Origin of the sequence: Cytobacillus horneckiae, from assembly GCF_002835735.1 — a bacterium.
Taxonomy (GTDB): domain Bacteria; phylum Bacillota; class Bacilli; order Bacillales; family Cytobacillaceae; genus Cytobacillus; species Cytobacillus horneckiae.
In genome coordinates this window covers 1-19,052 of sequence record NZ_PISD01000016.1, presented here as the reverse complement: position 1 = coordinate 19,052, position 19,052 = coordinate 1, and the positions used below count along the sequence as shown (strand labels likewise).

The 19,052-nt window shown below is 37.5% G+C and carries 13 protein-coding genes and 1 pseudogene; 6 read left to right on the top strand and 8 right to left on the bottom strand.

Going from position 1 to position 19,052, the window contains the following annotated elements:
* Positions 1–156: 156 nt before the first annotated feature.
* From CWS20_RS08500 to CWS20_RS08470, 7 genes are all read right to left on the bottom strand, one after another.
* Positions 157–1,269, bottom strand: a complete 1,113-nt coding sequence (locus tag CWS20_RS08500) for a serine hydrolase (protein WP_066198249.1) — start codon at positions 1,267–1,269, stop codon at positions 157–159.
* A gap of 215 nt (positions 1,270–1,484) precedes the next feature.
* Positions 1,485–3,062: a SagB family peptide dehydrogenase gene (locus tag CWS20_RS08495; protein WP_066198251.1), complete on the bottom strand. Its 1,578-nt coding sequence runs from the start codon at positions 3,060–3,062 to the stop codon at positions 1,485–1,487.
* A 27-nt stretch (positions 3,063–3,089) separates the two neighbouring features.
* Complete coding sequence (locus tag CWS20_RS08490) at positions 3,090–5,030, bottom strand: TOMM precursor leader peptide-binding protein (protein ID WP_066198254.1); 1,941 nt, start codon at positions 5,028–5,030, stop codon at positions 3,090–3,092.
* Positions 5,027–6,988 carry a putative thiazole-containing bacteriocin maturation protein gene (locus tag CWS20_RS08485; protein WP_066198257.1) on the bottom strand — a complete coding sequence of 654 codons (1,962 nt, stop codon included), beginning with the start codon at positions 6,986–6,988 and terminating at the stop codon, positions 5,027–5,029. Before CWS20_RS08485 ends, CWS20_RS08490 begins: the two co-directional genes overlap by 4 nt.
* Positions 6,989–7,135: 147 nt before the next feature.
* Positions 7,136–7,387 (bottom strand): heterocycloanthracin/sonorensin family bacteriocin, encoded by a 252-nt coding sequence (locus CWS20_RS08480; protein WP_083957389.1) that lies wholly within the window; start codon positions 7,385–7,387, stop codon positions 7,136–7,138.
* Positions 7,388–7,679: 292 nt separating this feature from the next.
* Positions 7,680–8,159, bottom strand: coding sequence for a hypothetical protein (locus CWS20_RS08475; protein WP_066198261.1), 480 nt, complete (start codon positions 8,157–8,159; stop codon positions 7,680–7,682).
* A gap of 227 nt (positions 8,160–8,386) precedes the next feature.
* The gene (locus CWS20_RS08470) at positions 8,387–9,649 is read right to left on the bottom strand and encodes an MFS transporter (protein WP_066198264.1); all 1,263 of its coding nucleotides are present in this window, start codon (positions 9,647–9,649) and stop codon (positions 8,387–8,389) included.
* Positions 9,650–10,170: 521 nt separating this feature from the next.
* On the opposite strand from CWS20_RS08470, the gene CWS20_RS08465 reads away from it, so the two are divergent.
* The 3 genes from CWS20_RS08465 to CWS20_RS08455 all read left to right on the top strand — a co-directional run bounded on the left by CWS20_RS08465 (position 10,171) and on the right by CWS20_RS08455 (position 13,880).
* Complete coding sequence (locus CWS20_RS08465; RefSeq protein WP_066198267.1) at positions 10,171–10,674, top strand: undecaprenyl-diphosphatase; 504 nt, start codon at positions 10,171–10,173, stop codon at positions 10,672–10,674.
* Positions 10,675–10,735: 61 nt separating this feature from the next.
* Entirely contained in the window at positions 10,736–12,325 is a 1,590-nt protein-coding gene (locus CWS20_RS08460; protein ID WP_241504156.1) for an alkaline phosphatase family protein, read from the top strand.
* Between the two features lie 451 nt (positions 12,326–12,776).
* Positions 12,777–13,880 (top strand): tyrosine-type recombinase/integrase, encoded by a 1,104-nt coding sequence (locus CWS20_RS08455; RefSeq protein ID WP_066198277.1) that lies wholly within the window; start codon positions 12,777–12,779, stop codon positions 13,878–13,880.
* Positions 13,881–14,247: 367 nt separating this feature from the next.
* On the opposite strand, the pseudogene CWS20_RS08450 reads toward CWS20_RS08455, so the two are convergent.
* Positions 14,248–14,337: pseudogene (locus tag CWS20_RS08450) on the bottom strand (zinc ribbon domain-containing protein); the annotation flags it as partial.
* A 505-nt stretch (positions 14,338–14,842) separates the two neighbouring features.
* On the opposite strand from CWS20_RS08450, the gene CWS20_RS08445 reads away from it, so the two are divergent.
* Genes CWS20_RS08445 through CWS20_RS08435 form a run of 3 tightly spaced genes read left to right on the top strand, consistent with a single transcriptional unit; the run spans position 14,843 to position 18,883 of the window.
* The gene (locus CWS20_RS08445; RefSeq protein ID WP_066198279.1) at positions 14,843–15,448 is read left to right on the top strand and encodes a glycerol-3-phosphate acyltransferase; all 606 of its coding nucleotides are present in this window, start codon (positions 14,843–14,845) and stop codon (positions 15,446–15,448) included.
* Positions 15,429–17,033, top strand: coding sequence for an aminotransferase class V-fold PLP-dependent enzyme (locus CWS20_RS08440; RefSeq protein ID WP_083957391.1), 1,605 nt, complete (start codon positions 15,429–15,431; stop codon positions 17,031–17,033). The genes CWS20_RS08445 and CWS20_RS08440 overlap by 20 nt, the downstream gene beginning before the upstream one ends.
* On the top strand, positions 17,033–18,883 hold the full coding sequence (locus CWS20_RS08435; protein ID WP_066198282.1) for an LTA synthase family protein: 1,851 nt from the start codon (positions 17,033–17,035) through the stop codon (positions 18,881–18,883). The genes CWS20_RS08440 and CWS20_RS08435 overlap by 1 nt, the downstream gene beginning before the upstream one ends.
* Positions 18,884–19,052: the final 169 nt, after the last annotated feature.

The window sequence follows — 19,052 nt, the reverse complement described above, 5'->3', positions numbered from 1 at the left end:
TATTAAAGCTATTATACTCGTTTACTTTGTCAGATTCACAAGCTGCTTTTAGAACATGTATCTATTGATTTGTTGCTCTTTTTCCAATTGCGGTAGAACATAGTGCTACTGCAATATTCGAGACTGCTCATGAATTATGCGGTTGTTAAAGCAATATCATTGTGTCAATTCTGCTTTTACTTTTTTGCGGAATTCTTCTTCAGTTAAAAATGCGAGTTGAAAACTATTCATATTGGCAGCCAACCTCATCTGGCCAATAGTTGAGAGATCGTTGGCAAGGAAAACTAACTCTGTCGTGTTTCCTTCCTTGTCTGTTACGTACATCGCAATTGTGAATACAAATGCAGTTGAACCCCCTTTTTGACCTGCATGTTTCATCCATTCGGAATTGGTTGGATTTTTCATCAATTGCTCTATTATTGGATCGAGGTGTTCATGAACAGCAGGTTCAAAGTAAGTTTTGCTATTGAGTTTTTCCATAATAGATAAATAATCTGCTGAAGATGCTGCTGGTAATCGATCGGACCACACCTTTTGAAAATCCATGTCTAAGTCTTTTATTGCAGCCCTTTTAGCTGCTTCAGTTGGTGGATTGCTCAGCCATTGATTATGTATTTCAATTGAATATTCCTTGTACTTATCAATTTCCATGTCTTTTAAACGTTCTAATGCTTCTTCTTTAGATAGGTTATCACTATTCATCAATTGTTTTGGTAAAAATAATGGACTGACAAGCGGATAGAGACTCTCGTGATTTTGTAAATCCAGCTCGTTAATTAATTGATTAATATTGTCGAGACCCAGCTTTTGAATTAAGTAATCTGTGTTCGCATTAGAGCTGTATGCCATCATTCCTTCAGCTACCTCGTTAATGGCAACTTCATTTGTTTCTTTGCTGTATTGTGCTAGCCAAGCTTCATGAGCACCGCCATCTGTTTTGGGCAGATAATATGTATTTAAAGTATCAATGCTTATTTTTTCCTGTGGGTCTATCTTGCCAGCAGCCGCTTGTTTTGCATACTCAATAGCGACGATTATTTTTACCGTGCTTGCTAAAGGCAGCATTTGATCACGGTTAAGTTCTGCCCATGTCTCACCGTTGTATTTAAGTGAAAATGAAAGGCGATCTTTATTGGTATTTTCCTTAATAAATTTTAATACATATTCTGGATCTTCTTTCGTCATTTGCTTTTTGAAAAACCATATCCCAGTAGCTATTATACTTACTATAATAACCATCGCTGTAGTTATCCAGAGTGCAACTTTCAATTTATTTCCTCTCCTTATAATGTAGTTATTATTTTTTTACGTTTTATCCGTAATAAAAGTTTCAATATTTGGAAAAAATTTTAAATCCTCTATTGGAGGCTAAAAGTGAAAATGAAAAAAACCACCATTTCTCTTTTTCCATTGTTTAATGGTTTTAGAAATGGCGGTTTTTCTTCTTTTGAAAAAGTTCAAACTATATTTTATATTTCCTTTGCCTAGCTTAGCAAAGTCCCTCTCAACCAAGGGCGTTGCCGATAAGGGCCAATTGGGATTTGAATTAAGCTAGTTTTGCCTTGGTGCCTCAGTTTATAAATTTGATCGCATAAGTTCACATCAAATCCTAATAATGGATGCCCTCCAAGATCGATGGCAGAAGCCGCTAAAAGTAATTTCTGCACGAGTATGCCTGCTTCCATCTGTTGGATTCGATATCCTCTGTAACCTAGAGTCGGTTTGTAGAAATCCACCTCCCCAACCACATGCAGGCAGAGTGGGATTTGAAATAAATTTATGTTTCCTGCAAGGATTCCGCTTTGCAGCTGAGGCCGATAATCCGCAATATTTATTTGCTGTAACGAATGTTGACCTGTAATGTAAGCATAAGCCCCATCTGGAATTCCTTCAACATTCGTTAAACAGCTATATAATGACACACGGGATTCACCTTTATTATTTGTTCCATCTAAATCATTTCGATAGCAAAATGCAGATGTTGCCTCCTGTAGAAGCGTGGCAAATTGAAGTTTACTAATTTTTCCTAAATAGTAATCTGAGGCTGGTGAATACCGTTTTTGGCAGACAGAGGATAGGTCATAAGATAATTGCTTCAATTCAGGCAGTGATACTAGTTGGCTCTCAAGGTTTTTTGGATGTTTTGATTCAAAAGTTCGAAATGTTTCCGTTGAGTCCATCATGGCAGCCTTATTCATCTTCTTTAGCATTGGGAACGTTTTAATCGTCTTTGACCTTACATAATGATTGTTTTGAATTTGCGGCAACTCCCGGCACAGATCGGCAGCATAAATCACCTTATCTACATCTGCCTTGCATTTAAACGCATTTGCTGGCTCAATCGTTAGCGGAATAACCGCGTAAACACTCTCTTCTTCGTCGGACAATCCAAGCAAATGATTAATGGCCAAATCAATAAATTGAAAATATACGCCTGATTCAATGCCAAACCTTTTGCCTACTTCTAATAATTGCCCAATAAGAACACCAGCATCCAGCCCTTGCAGACGGTAGGAAAAATTATTGTATTTAAAGAAATTTTTCCAAAACATTGTCGACACAAATATGGTTCCAAAACAAGCAGACATTTCACAGCGATGACCAAGAGCCTGGCTTAAATACACATCAAAATTCCCTTCGCGCAGCAAGATGAGTCGATGGTGTGCAGTATCATAATGGTATACACCAACAGGTAAGTCCTTAAGCTTCAAGTATACGTATAATTCGCTTGGATATAACGCTCCTCCTGAAGGTACGAAACGACGAAACGACTGCATTAGCTCCACTTCCTGTTCGGTGGAAGCAGAGGATAAGGCAGACTCAGACATTTGTGTCAGTCCATATATATACCAAAGATAATGACCTATTCTCTGAAAGTCAGGCGAAAACTTTTCATCTTCTCCTTCAAGTGTCAGAGGTAATTCTAAAGAAAACGGAACCACCGGATGGCCGCGGTAAAGCTTATAAGTAAGAGGTGCATCATCCCAATCTACTTCCCAGTCCGTCGGGCTTGCCTTTTCAATATTAAACTGCAGATTCTGCAGAAAAGTGTCTAGACTCACGCTAACACCTCCTAGCCTAGTTACTGATTAAGGAAACGGATGAGGGTGTGGATTAAGTTGTTCTGTTGTTAGAGGCTGTTTTATATATCCCAGTTCCATCGGTACACGGAGCACCCTCTCGAGCCCTGTAATGCGAGTAAGGTGATGACCAAATGTCATCGGCAGCATCCCAGGAATCAGTACTTTCACGCAATATAATCCATTACGAATTGTTTCAGGTGTAGACTGGTCTACCACAATTACGTCAAGGTTTTGATCGCGCAGCACTTGAAGAATATCCTTCAAATCATCGGTAAGGTCCTCGTGTGTAGACTTCCACTTAAATTCTTCATTAAACGTACTTAAAGGACGATTATTGTCCAACAGGAAATGAAAGCGTTGTTCAGTTTGCGGTAAACCATATAGCATGCCGTGATCATCCATCTTTTTCACAAGCGAAGAATCATGAACCATTTGTTCATACTCTTCCTTGTTTGTCTCAAATTTCTCATCCAAAGTGAGCATCATGCCTGCCAACTCATGTACCGCGCTTTTAACTGCTCGTATTGGGTCAAGATGAGCTCCAGCTGCACAGATCATATTTAATCCATTTTTCTTCCTGTTTTTTGCCATTACCCAAACACTTGGTATGCCATGCTCCATTGTAGAGTTAAACAAATACAAATCATATCCCGCAACAGCCTGAATACGCTCAACCATCATTTCGAGTTCTTTGTCGTTGGCCGATGAAATATCCAATCTCGGCAGGGGTAGCTCTGCGTACCAAGTTATTAAGAAAGAATCACGCTCCACTACTTCCAAAATGCCGTGAAAAATGGCTTCCTCTATGCTTCCACCAAGAGCGCATCCGTTTGATGTTTCATACACAAACCCATGTCCGCAGCCGAGGCTGTAATAGGCAAGTAGCTCAGGTACTAATATTGAACGTTCTTGTAATAATGAATAGCCCCAAACCCAATCCATCATTTGGTCAGGATTGAACTGTATAAATGGAAAATCATGCTTTTTATATTGTTCCTTTGCATGTAGACCTACCTTAACCGGATTAAGCGCTTGCTCTTGCAGATTATGATAACTATCATGCACAATTGTCTTCTTTCCCCGTGGAGATATCCCGCAATAGCGCTCCAGGCCTTCTAAAATTGCAGTCAGCTCACTAACAGCATATGAATGAGTTCTTCCAGCTACACCCTCGTCCCCTGTGAACAATGGTAAATTCATCCCTACATCCGCAAATGGTGTTGTAAAGTCATACATTTTTCCGTTAAGAAACCCAGTGCGGGAATCTAGATATTCTTTCGTTAAAACACTTTCCAACTCATCCATCGAACGGCGGCGGTAACTTCCTGGTATTTTTGGACTTGGTTTCAAAGAAATTTTGGCGGCTGATTGTGAATCTTCTAGTATTATACTGCAAACTGGACATAGTGGATCCGGCAGAAATGGATGGGTTGAACTGTTAAGTGTTTTTAGATTAATTAAAAAAACACTTTCTTCTAAATGTGCCGTTTCTCCTTGTAATATTCTATTTACCTCAGTTTCTATCAAATATGAAATCTGCTTAAGTCCTAATCGTGAGGCCCAAGGGTCACTTGACACACCACCGATCGCCTCTATTTGCTGTTGTATGCCCCACATTTCTTTACGATCCCGCCCTGCCATGAGACGTCGCGTATCCGCGCATTGAGAGCACCCCGGTGTGTCAGGCCGAACGAACGGCCCAACGACCCCCTCGCCAAATGAAACGAATCCACGCAGCCATGGAATATTATTAGACCTTAACATCTCCTCAGCTTTTTGATGCACAGAGGGATTCCAAGCATCATGCAACACAAGAGCCAAATCCGTCGGCTGCGGTATTCCTGCCTCAAAATCAGCCTGACGAATTACCTCGTAATGAGCGGATAATCTTTCGCATACAATGTCCCTCAAATAGCCTTCTCCAACAATCAAGACGACCGCACTCAACTTGGTTCCTCCTCTCTTATCAAAACTCCAACCGAATCTATTTTTTCATTCAAAAACGGCTCCTGTCTTATTTCAAAAACGAATAGCCTCTTCTGATTCTCTTCCAAAATATGAATGGCAGTTTGCAGAACGCCTGGCTGTGTGGCGTCATCATAGTGAGGGATATTAATGCTCAGTTCCAGACCTTCTTCCAATAGAACTGAAGGATCCTCCGACTTTATCTTTGTATGGCCTTCCGCTTGTTTTGACGACATCATAATTGCTTGTTGAAGAGCATTCCGAAATGCCATAGTCATATTTAAACCTATACTGCTATTCCAGCAATTATTCGTTCCTACCCAGACTACAGGAAAACCGAGAAACTCGTCGCCCAAGCCTATGATTGGTGCTTCTTCCAACGTTGTCAGTGCTTTCAGATAAAAAAGGCTTCGTTCATCATCAATTGCATTCAGCTTTATTTTTGTGATTATATGCTTCTTCTGATTGAGCTGGCGCTTACGTAATTCTTTTTCCAAACATTTTTGCAAACCACGATAAACGCTTTTGCTAAACGATTCTCCAGTTCCTACTCCTATAAGCTCTTTAGTTTCTACTGCACGCACACCCTCTTGATATGGCGGCAGGCTAGGAACGAGCCTTTCTAGCGAATTTGACAAATACGCTTCAATCCCTGTTAAACCTGCTTCGATACGCGCCTCCTCATGCGTAAGACCCGAACATACAATTGATGGCAACAGTTCAGCTGCTCCTTCTGTAAATGGGTCGGTTGCCTGTACCCGACACTGTGCTAATGGAAGCTGATTTAATTCGCCTTCACCCCAAATATGAAAAATTCCTGATTCGGCTGATGTCATTTGGCTGAAGGAAAGAAGCAATTCACTTAACTTTCTGCTGTCCACATGTTTTTCATCAAGGAGATTGAAATCACGAACCCATATGGCTTTCATCTGATCGGTTACCATTGGATGGGGCACGAATGAGTGCCAGCTTCCTTCTAACGTCTCTAAATCTAGAAGGAAATAATGATTTTTCTGTTCTGCACCTTTACACCCAGTTAACTTCTTAAACAGCTCAAATACGATCACATTTGCTAACATTGCTCCCGAAGTAGATGAAAAGGTGTGTAATTGCTTATTTTTGTTAAATACCGATTTGTGTAGGCGGCGCCACGCTGATTCCCAACATCCGTCATTGTCTGGATGCACAAGTGGTCCTGCTAGTCCTACCTGGTTTAAGCAAACAGCAGGTAGCAATAGTTTCTTCTCTTCTCTACAAGCATGATTAAGCATGCAAAGCTCCTCTACATCCCCACTTTCGGATACATACAATATCGAATCAAATGATTTTACAATATCAGTCCAATTGTTTTCTTTCTGTATGTGCTGATTGATTTCTTTTAGTTCGATTTCGGGATTCTCTTTACGAGTATGTTCTACAATTTCAGCCAACCGTCGTCGATTGGTCGGTACTGAATCTGTAACAAGCATGTGAAACTTAGGTAATCCACATTCAATAAGAGCAGAAATTAGCGAGACTAAAAAGGGGCCAGATCCAATAGCCAAAACTTTAGACTGACGAAAGGTTTGAAATCTGTACGCACCTGAATCGCCAAAACTGTCCAAGTATTCAATTTGCTCAGCATACTTTGTAAGCACCTTCTCCTCCAATTGGTGGCTACGGTCATGGCTTACATCTCGGACAAACCCGTTTTGGTACAGCGCCTCTGCAATTTCGTACACCCGATTCTTGTATGGACCTTGTAATCCGTTTGTCAATTCGCCTAAAGTATACTCTCCATTAAGCATTGGCATTATCTTTTCAATCCACTGATCAATCGAACGGCCTTCCATAAGAAAAGAACTTAAATTGTTCCGAAAATATACACTACTTTCTGTATTGGGCAGAAAAAAAGTGTCTCTTTTCATTTTTAGTCGCATAGAAGGGTTCAAATTTGTCATTGCGATCCTCCTTTAGCTATTCTCAATTCGACAAACCGTGTTCACTTTTATCATATGTTGTTAAATTTGTCTCTTATGTCTAATGAAAAAAGAAAAGGCCCCGGTGCGATATGCAGGGGCATCTCTTTAGACAATAAATGACTGGATCTACCGACCACCGCAGCGACCACAACCGCCGCAACGACCGCAACCACCACAACGGCCACCACAACCACCGCAACCACCGCAACCACCACAGCGAAAGCAGCCCGCACAGAAGAAGCAAGGGAAAATCCCAAAACAGCCGCCACATAATCTAGACTGATCATAATGCTGATGGCTTTGATCCCAAGGAACTGCTTGGTTTGCCTGAAAATCACCGATATTCAAACTTTGAAGTTCATTATAAAAATTATTCATTCTTGAATACCTCCATATTAAAATAAAAACCTATGATAGACGAAAGGTCCAATTTCAAAAAAAATTAAAAGGTGAATCTCCTTTGTTAGACACTCTCTTCAACAAATTATGGTCATTGCTTGGGTATAGTTACCGTTTCATATGCCTATTTTTATTTGTAAATTATTTTGCATAATCAATCTGGTTGCATGTTTAAGAAATCGATGAGGTACAAATTATTGATTTATAAAATAAAAGCCTAATTTCATACAGAAATTAGGCTTTTATCAAACTTATTTAGAAAAGCAAAGGCTTAATAAAGTGCTTCTCCAGTCTGCTGTTCATTTTCAGCAGGCATTGAATATCCCATTGATTTTACTGCTTCTTTCGCTTGCATTAAATAAGATTCTGCTTGTTCCTGCCATTTGATTATTACTTGAATAAATGCTTTATATTCTTGACTAGCATTTTGCTCCATCGTATTTAATCCTTCACGTACTTTTCTATCTTGGTTTTCAGCATTTATAATACAAGTTGTCATTGTTTGTACAATAGTTTCTCTTTGTTCGCCATTTTTCAGTCTTTGAGCCGAGCCTACTGCCGTTACACGGTGATAGGATGCAGGAACAAGGTGGCTATGCATTTCATCATTGCCCTCTAAGTCCTTGGTTTCTGGAATATGGAAAAGCTCACTACTCATAGAACAAACCATTTCTTCGGCATATAAACTTTGACGCAGCAACATAAGTATGTGATCCCAGTTATTTACGCGATAATAATAATACGGATACAAAAAATCATCTCCTTAAAAAATAGACTATTCTCTCCATTTTTTATAGGTATGAATTAAATCTTAAATGAGTGAAAAGGAAATTTTTAATAAATAGCCAGGTTTGTCTCTTATTCGCTAGAAAAATCTGGCTTCTATCGTTTATTCTATTCACCTTTGACTACATACAATTGTGGCAATTTTTTTTTATTGAAAGCTCAATTCCTATTGGTAAACTGCATTAACTATCGTTATTTTAAAATTGAGTGGTCTTTGTTTATATTATTATATTTTGGAAATGAGATTTTTTTAGGTAGAGCAAATGATGCAAAGCTAGCAATAAGAGAAATAAATGCAGCAGAACCAAATGCTAATATGTGGGTTCCGAAAGTTTCAAAACCCCAGCCGCCTAAAAATGAGCCAATCGCTCCTCCAACCTGATGTCCAAAAAAAGCCCATCCGTTCAACATCGCTAGTAGATGTACGCCATAAAAATCACTCAAGATTGCTGAAGACAGGGCGATTGAGCCTGCCCAAACCAATCCTCCTGTTACTGCTACAAAAAAGAGCTGCGCAGGTGTTTCTACGAAAACTAGTCCAAGAATCCCCATGCCGCGAACAAAATAAACCCAAAATAAAATATTTTTTCGTGGATAGCGGTCGGCAATAGTACCTAAAAATAATGAACTAAAAATGGCTACGATGCCAATCAGCCCGAAGCCAAACGATGCAGTCATCGGTTCAAAATGATGATCCATTAGCATTGGGACTGCATGTGAGCCCATTAGGTTCATGCCATAACCGCAGGCAAATAATCCAATAACTATTTGCCAATAAGCACGAGTTTTGATAGCATCCTTCCATGTGATTTTATCGAGCATATATCTTGATTGATCGCTCATTCGCTTGCTATCATCATTAGCCTCTGCTGGAGCATCTTCTTTCATAATAAAAATTGCTGACGGAAGGACGATACAAACGAACACTCCTCCCAATATAAGAAGGCTATGCTTCCAACCAACAGCTTGAATCAATGTGAATTCAACAGGTGTCATAATTGCCATTCCCGCCATTCCGCCTGTTGAAAGATAAAAAAGAGCCTTGCCTCTTTGTTGAACAAACCATTTGCAAATGATTGGTGCTAAAGTTATATTGCTTAGAAATGATAGCCCAAGTGAAAATAAAATGCCAAATGAAAGAAGAAACGAGATGATTCCGTTAGAAGTAATTGTACATATGACAGATACACAGAAAATGATAAGGCCAGTTATTAGGACAAAACGAGTGCTATAGTATTTTAAAATGTATCCAGCCAAAGGCATTCCTAAACCATAAACAATCATGCCGACTGCTAGGATTAAAGAAAACTCGGTTCTAGTTAAACCAAGGTCAAATATCATTGGATTAACAAATGGACCGATTCCCATTCTCAAGCCCATGCTTAACAGGACAATAATTGATGCTGAAAAAACGATATACCATCCGTAATAAATGCGTCCACCTAGCTTTGTCATAATAACACCTTCAAATTATCGATTATATTTCTATCATCTATCCATTTATTCTTTATATGGTTTTACACAATATTTATTCCATTCTTCTTTCCCTACTAATTGAATGATAATTTTTCCACAGACCATGCCCATTTATTAAATTTCGATATACGTTTCAAAAACCCTCTATGTAAATGATTTTTGGCTAAATGAAATAATTAAAGTTATAGAAGTAGCAATTAAGCTAGATGGGAGGAACCAGCAGAAGTATGTCCACCTGGATATATACAATAAATTGCACGCATAACTTATCGCCTATAAGGATTGCTTAAATCCCCGCATCAATGCCTTAAAACTCCCGCTATCCTCCTATAGAATTAACTAGAGCCAACAAGATATTTTTTTGTTATTTTTTTAAAAATATTGAGATCTGTATCGATCTTTAGCTTGATTAGCTCGTTATGTTTCCTTTTAACGAATTCTACATATTTCCCTCGACAGAGGGAAAATTATAAGCATCTGTATAAAAGGAGAAACATTAAATGTACACTAAAATATTTGATTCAAACAAATGGGCGCGGGGTCACTGTCCCCTGATGGATATGTTAATGATATTAGTAACCAATAAAATTCGTTACTTGTTTATTGTTATCTTGATTTTCATGTGGTTTAAGAATGATTCCTCCAAAAAAGTATCATATCTTGCATTGAAAGCAGCGGGAATTACAATAATTTTAAACACCTTAATAAAAGCAGTCTACTTTAAACCCCGACCGTTTGTGAAACACCGAGTAGGCATTCTCGTTCCAGCAAAAAGAGATTCTACTTTTCCAAGCAAGCATACACTTCTAGTATTTGCAATTTCTACGGCTATCTACCTTTATGATCGCGTATTGGGAATAATTATGATGCTATTATCCTCTCTTACCGGATTCTCCCGTATTTGGGTGGGCCATCATTATCCAGCAGATATTATAGGGAGCGCTTTCATTGGTATGTTGACCAGTATTGTTTTAGATAAAGTAAAAACGAATAAAATGTCTTAAAGCAAGCTAATCTGTAAAACTTAGACCACAATGAAAATTATCATAAGTAGGTGGAATAACGATGGGATTTCGAGTCATTTATATTGCTTGCCTTACTATCTTATTAATGATTGGCTGTACGTTTCAAAAAGATGATGAATTGAAAGTTCAGGATGTTCCCAATGTCATTCAAACCAAAACCACATCTACCCCTAAAGTCATCCTTCTTGTAATTGATTCATTAATGGATGAATCTTTAAAGAAAGCAATTGAAGAAAATAAAGCACCAGCTCTTGCCTTTTTTATGAATCATGGACGCTATAGTAATCAATTAGTCAGTGCCTATCCTACGATGTCAGTTACTATTGATAGTTCATTAATAACAGGCACCTATCCTAATGAACATAAAATTCCAGGCTTAGTCTGGTATAACAAAGACCAGGAACGGATGATTAATTATGGAAATGGCTTCTTCGAAATGATGAAGATTGGGGCAACTCAGTTTGCTGAAGATGCTATATATCAATTTAATAATGTGGATCTTAGCCCGCATGTAGAAACGATTCACGAGGCATTAGAAAAAAGAGGAAGATCATCTGCGTCTATTAACACTATTATTTATCGGGGGAACTATAAACATGAACTTAAAATTCCAGAGATTATAGAGAAAACAACCGGGTTGCCAGATCATTATAATACGCTTGGACCAAAGATTTTATCATTGGGTGCATTAATCCATCAGGATGAAAAAAACAATCATTTAGTTCACCGATTGGGATTCAATGATTCATTTGGAGCTGAGGAATTAATTTACCTATTAGAAAAAAATAACCTTCCAGATTTTACAATTATCTATTTTCCAATAAATGATCATACCGTTCATAAAAACGGACCAAAGACAATTAAGGGGATTGAGAAGCTTGATAAACAACTACAAAATATATTAAATGCATTTCCGAATTGGGACGAGGCATTAAATGGAATTACTTGGATGATCATTGGCGACAGCAAGCAGTCTTCAGTCAATGATGACAAAGAAGAAGCATTAATAAATTTAAGTTCCGCTCTGTCTAATTACAGTATATTAAAGCTTGGAGAAAAAGTTAACAAAAGTGATGAATTAGCTATTACAGCGAATGAAAGGATGGCATATGTTTATAAAATTAAACAGAGTATATCACTCCAAGATATTTTGAGTAAGTTGAAAGCAGATGAACGAATCGCTTGGATTGCGTGGAAGGAGAATGGAAAAGTTCAAGTCGTTTCAGGAAAAGCAGATGCAAATACCCTTCAATTTAAACCCGGAGGAAAATTTAATGATATTTACAATCAAACCTGGAGCGTAGATGGAGATAGTTCCATACTTGATTTAACAATAGACAATAACAATAGAATCCAATATGGTAACTATCCAGATGCATTAGCAAGATTGTATGGTGCAATGTATTCTCAAAAAGGTGATTTTATTATATTAGATGCTAAACCTGGATACGAATTTATTGGTGAAAGTTCCCCTCAGCATACAGGCGGTGGTGCACATGGCTCAATGCATAAAGATGACTCTCTTGCACCAATTATTGTAACAGAGATGAACCAGCGCATCGATCATTTACGTATGGTAGATTTAAAACAATGGACATTAAATCTTTTTGATAACGCGAAAAATGAATAAATCAAAATAGCGACCATTCTATCTTGGTTGCTATTTTTTATATACTTTTTCTACACACTCTTAGAATGCTTCATCTTTCTCCCTAAAATGTTTCTATGAAAAAAGCGTTTTAGACATTTTCCATTCCTTTATATGACTTATCTTATTGTCTATGTTTATTTTCTTATATTTCAAAAATGCTCCTTTACTACATCGATTAACCTATTGTGCTTGTATTGCCGACGGGCGATTGCTTCTTTTTAAGATCGTGCGCTCTGTTGCATTTAGTGAGTAATGATCCATTTCTTCAAAACTAATTTCGTCACAGAGCGAATTTCAAGCAAGGAAAAAACAAGTTATTTTTCCTTATATTAGACTAATTATCTATGATAAACTATAAGTAAAGATAATTAGGCATTATCTTTACTATACATAACAAGATTATCGTCAACTAGATGAGGAGTATTTAATCATGAATGAAATCATCCATCTTCAAAAGATTACAAATGAACAATATTTGCATGACTTACAAAATAAATTAGCGTCTCACAATCTGCTAGATGAGAATCGCAACCTCTCTCTTGCTGATAGCTCTGATCAAGATTTGTTAGAAATGTTTTTTATAGAGAAAATTTTAACAACAAATAAACAGCTCTCCCCTCACACATTAAAAGCTTATCGATCAGATGCGAAAACATTGCTCATTTATTTATCAGAGCATCAATTGGCTTTTCGTGACATCGGCTTCCCTGAAGTGAAAGCATATAATCGGTACATAAAAGAAAAATATGCAGCAAAATCAGCCATTCGAAAATTAGAATTCTTTCGGCGTTTACTGGAATTTGGATATGAAACTCAATTCTATAAAGCCCATCTCTCAACTTGGATATCTAAGCCATCTTCAAAAAAGGGACATTATATAATAAAAGAGACTCAAATGCGGCCACAAGTGAGAGAATTAAATCAGAAGGATGCGGAGCAATTAATTGCATGCTTTCCTAAAATAGTCAAAGCACGCAAGAATCAGGAGCCATTAGAGAAACGCAACTTATTGATTGCTTATCTTCTTTATACGACTGGTATCCGTGCAAGTGAGCTATTAAGCTTAAATTGGGGAAGCTTTCGCTATAATCGTCAAGGCTTTTTATATGCCGACGTTATCGGGAAAGGACAAAAACACCGATCTATTCCTATTCGTGAGGAAACAGTAGCTATTTTAATGGATTATCGAAGAAGTATAGAAGAGCCTACTGAAATCGATCCTGAAGATACGAGCCCTCTTCTCTTTTCAATTTATAATAAAAAGGAACTGCATACAGAGAAAAAAAGATTAACATATGCAAGTTTATATAAAATTGTAAAGGAAGCAGTTCATCTTGCAGGAAAGCAGTCTAGTGTATCGCCACACTGGTTCAGGCATACTTTTGTAACGATGCTGCTTGAGAATGATGTGCCGCTTGCAGTAGTAAAAGACTGGGCTGGTCATGCGGATATTTCAACGACAAATGTATATCTGGAGCGGGTAAACCAGGATCAAACCTATACACATCTTCAGAAAGTTAATTTGTTTAGATAAAGAATACTGTAGACCTAAGAGTGACAAATGGCAGAAAAGATATCAAACTGCAAAATGATCCAGTAAGTCCGGTAAAATATGTGTCACCTGTTAATTCTGTGATGGTTGTTGGACCAGTAAATGGCTGCTGGTCCGGTTACAGCTTGCCCACATCTACAATACTACGGAGTAATAAGAGTTATAATGATAAATCTTGGAGCATTTCCCCTTCTTTCTTCAATAGTTTGTTGTCTTCTGAAAAATCTAATTTGATATTGAATTGTGGTTATAGTAAATTTATTAATATTTTTATTCTAAATCGGTCTGTACTCATTTCCTACAAACCTAATCCTTCACATTCTATAGTTTTAATATCTTTATTCCGCTAGCCACAACAGGAACAGCGTTGACTTGATGGGCAACTCTTAGTTACGGAGAATACTTGTTTCCCGTACCATTTCGCTTTGTATTCTAGGAGAATTGAGATAACTGAAGCTACCCCATGTCCGAAGCCGGTTCATTCCCCACCTATTTTTGTTAAATAAGTTCGCCATAAGTTTTCTGATATATAACTTACCGCACCTCCTAGTCCCAATTAATTATAAATATTTAACTAAATGATTGTAAATAAAATACAAATTTAATAGAATCAGAGTATAATACAAGAAATTCCAATAATAGCAAAGTAATGCTGCAGCAGGATTAACTACCTAATCAGCTTTGCTTTAGCGATCTTATCACCTGTTTTAATTGCTAAACTCAGAAAGAATAATTTGATTATTGTATGATTTCACTTTAAATGTAATGTTACATTGTATAAAATGGAAATAAGTAAATTGAATTATGAAGATTCGTGTTTGCTTAATATTATTGAATTGAGACTGGATAAAGTAAAAACTGCTATTACAAAAAAATAAAGGAAAACATACCACAGATTTAGAACTAGTTATGCATACATAAATTCAATGGAGAGGATTGTTGGTATGCTTTATGTCCTCATATTTATCATGTCCTATGCATTGGGGTGTGTGAATGGCGCCTATTATTTAGGAGTTATTTTCAAAAATACTGACATTAGAACGCACGGAAGCGGGAATGCTGGTGCAAGAAATGCTGGTAGGTATTTTGGAAAAAAAGCTTTCATTGTAACAGTCATTATAGATGCATTGAAAGTATTTTTGGCTTTACTGGTAACTCAAATAATTTTAGACAATAACGTGGTGGCTATGATCGTTTGTGGTTTTGGCCTCCTACTTGGTCATATTTGGCCAGTGCAACTTAATTTCCGTGGTGGAAAAGGTGTTGTTGTGTTTCTGGCAATCGCTCTTTATCTGGAGCCATACACGATCGTTGTTGCAGGAGCTATTCTGGCTATAACTACGCTATTATTCAAGCGATTCACTGTCTCAGGGTTGATCGCATTACTTTCCATTCCTTTAAGCGCCTATTTATTGGGAAACCAACAACAACTTGTTATCGGTTTCGCTTTAATGGCAGGTATTGTGTTATTCATGCATAAACCAAATCATATTTCTAAAACCAACCGGAAAAACATTCAGGAGAGTGAAAATGATGGAATTCATTTATAAAATTGCATCTGATCAAGAAGAATATGAACAGATCTATCAGCTTAATTATAAAACCTTTGTAGAAGAAATTCCCCAGCATGGGCAAAATGAGCGACAGCTATTGATTGATAGGTTCGACGGAGAGAACACCTATATTATTGCAAAGTGGAGAAATGAAGTGGTTGGAATGATTGCTGTACGAGCGACGCGACCGTTTTCTCTTGACCAAAAAATTGAAAATTTAGATGAAATTCTACCAACAGATGCTCGTCCATGTGAAATTAGGCTTTTATCAGTCAAAGAAAGCTTTCGGATGAGCCCGGTCTTTTTTAGATTATGCGAACTGCTCGTAAGCTACTGCCTGGAGCATAATTATAATATGGCATTAATTTCTGGGGTTGATAAACAAATACCTTTATATAAAAAAATTGGATTCATCCCTTTTGGAGAGATAGTAGCATCAGGACAAGCAAGATTTCAGCCAATGTATCTTACAAAAGAGCAGTTTGAATCTTCTACAAAAGTATTTAAAAGAATGTTAGCAAGGTTTTCTAAACCGAAAAAACCGATTAGTTTCTTACCTGGACCTGTACAGATGCATCCTGCTGTCCAAGAGGCTTTAGCATTTTCTTCGATTTCACATCGTGATCAAATTTTCACTAAAGAATTGAAAGAAGTACAAAATCGGCTAAGCCGTCTGACTGGGGCAAAATTTACTGATTTGGCTGTAGGAACAGGTACCCTTGCCAATGACATCGTCGCCGCCCAATTACAATCATTGAGAGGAAAAGGGCTTATTTTGGCAGCAGGTGAATTTGGTTACCGCCTCATAAATCATGCAGATCGGTTTCATTTAAACTACCTAACAATTGAAAAGCAGTGGAATGAACCTATTAATCTCATCGAAATCAGGCAGGTTCTTATGGACAATCCGGATATCACATGGTTATGGACGGTTCATTGTGAAACAAGCACTGGCTATGTGTTTGATTTGCCTGCTATTGAACAGTTATGCAGTACAGCAGGAGTTGAGCTATGTGTAGATGCATGCAGCTCCGTAGGAATAATTCCCGTTTCTTTTCAAAATCTACTGTTTGCTACAAGCGTAAGCGGTAAGGGTCTAGGATCGTATCCCGGTTTAGCAATTATCTTCCATCGTGAACCAATCATTTCTAATCCGGATATTCCACGATATTTGGATTTGGGTCTATATCATAATACTGACAGTGTACCATTTACCCATTCATCAAATTTGGTAAAAGCGCTACGGGTAGCTATGGACAATATGAATCTATTAAATATAGAAAATAATGCTGCAGCCATTAGGCGCTTTCTTGAAAAGGAAAGCTACCCATTTGCAGGTGATGACTCTTACTCACCCGGAATCATCACCATCCAATTACCAGCTAATCTGTCTTCTAAAGACCTAGGAGATTACTTAAAGCAAAAACACATATACACTAGCTATGAAAGTCAGTACTTAGTTGATAGAAATTGGCTGCAAATTTCGTTAATGGGTCATCATAGCGAGGATGAATTACAAATTCTTCAAACTGAATTGGCGTATGCAAAGGAAGCCTTTTCGGTTAATAGCAGGGCATTATAATGAGAATTAATCAAGACTTTACGAGCAGACATCTCATTTTCTTTGCCATTTTATGTATGTGGGCTAAAACAGTGGCGGTTTCCTTTCTAGGGTTTGGCTTGCCTATTCATTCTTGGACTGATGTGATTGTGATTATTATAAATCCGATCGGATCGCTGATGCTTTTAATAGGGCTGAGTGTTTATTTAACAAAAACAGTGAACGTGAAATGGCTGCTCTTTGCTATGCTTCTTTTGACCGGCCTGTTATATGGGGATCTTCTGTATTATCGCTTTTATATAGATTATGTTACTGTGTCTATCCTCTTTCAGTTCAAAAATGTAGGCGGGATTGGACCTAGCACTTTCGAGCTGATGAGCGGCTGGGATATTTTATTATTTTTAGATATCCTATTTTTTGCTTGGCTTGCTAGAAAAATAAATATTCCTTATGAACCAGAAAGCCGGAAAACGAAGAGTATATACTTTGCTATTAGTGCATCCATTCTAATTATCAATGCAACAATCGGCTGGATTCATTCTCCGTCGTTATTTACTGCTTCGTACAATCGGGGACAGATGGTAAAAGCAATCGGCCCTTATAATTATCATTTCTACGATATATTAATGGGCGTCCGCCCTCCTATTGACAGGGTGATCGCCACTCATTTAGACACAGGAAAAATGGAAGAATATATATCGGCAAAAAAAGATAAAGAAACAGACCTGTTCGGCGTAGCTAAAGGAAAGAATGTTGTCATGATTAGCATGGAATCAACGCAAAACTTCGTCATCAACCAAAAGGTTGGCGGGAAAGAAATCACCCCATTCTTGAACAGTTTAATTAAAGAAAGCTTTTACTTTAATCAAATTTATGACCAAACTGCACAAGGAAAGACGTCAGATTCGGAATTCATGATCGATACAAGCTTGTACCCCCTATCAGGAGGCTCAGTATTTGTCAGGCGTCCAGATAATGTCTTTAACAGCTTGCAAAAGCTATTAAAAAATCATGGAGGATATTATTCCGCTTCCTTTCATGGAAATGATGCTTCATTTTGGAATCGTGAACAAATGTACGAAACTCTCGGTTATGACCGTTTCTTTTCAAAAAATGACTATGAAGTAACAGATGATAACTCAGTAAATTATGGCATATTAGATATCCCATTTTTTGAACAGTCTGTTACACATATGAAATCTTTACCAACTCCATATTTTGCAAAGCTGATTACACTTACCAATCATTTTCCGTTTCTTTTAGGTGAAGAGGAACAGTTGATATCAATGGCCGATACTGATGAAAGTGTCTTAAATCGCTATGTTACGACGGTAAGATATCAGGATGAGGCAATCAAGCACTTGTTTGAGCAGCTAAAAAGTAATGGAATGTATGAAGACACAATTTTTATCCTGTATGGAGATCATTATGGCATTTCCGAAAAATATGAACCCGCTTTGACAGAATTTCTCAACAAAGACGATAGTCCAATCAATCATACATTATACCGACAAGTGCCTGTTATTATCCATATACCAGGTTTAGAAGGTGAAACCATTTCGATCCCTGGAGGAGAAGTTGATATCCGCCCAACCTTATTACATTTATTAGGTATTAAGACAGATAACCTCATGTCTTTCGGCCATAATTTATTTACAAGATCTAGCAGCCATCCAGTCGTATTCCGGGATGGCGGATTCGTAAATGATAAATACGTAATGCAGGATAATATTTGCTATAATAAATCAAATAGCAAACCAATCTCGGACGGTTCGTGTGAAAAATATGAAAAAATTGTCAGGGAAGAATTAAGCTTATCCGACAACATCATCTATGGAGATTTATTAAGATTCCTAAAACAAAAGCAATAAGTACAGGAAAAAAAAGACAAATAAAAAAGTCGAGCTACAAATTGAGTAGCACGGCTTTTTTATTTTGTAAATATATTGCATTAGAAAAACAATTTGTATCAGTAAAAGGTTGATTTAACTTATTAACATGGCATCCATCCTCTTCAGTGGAATAAACCATCTTTATTCA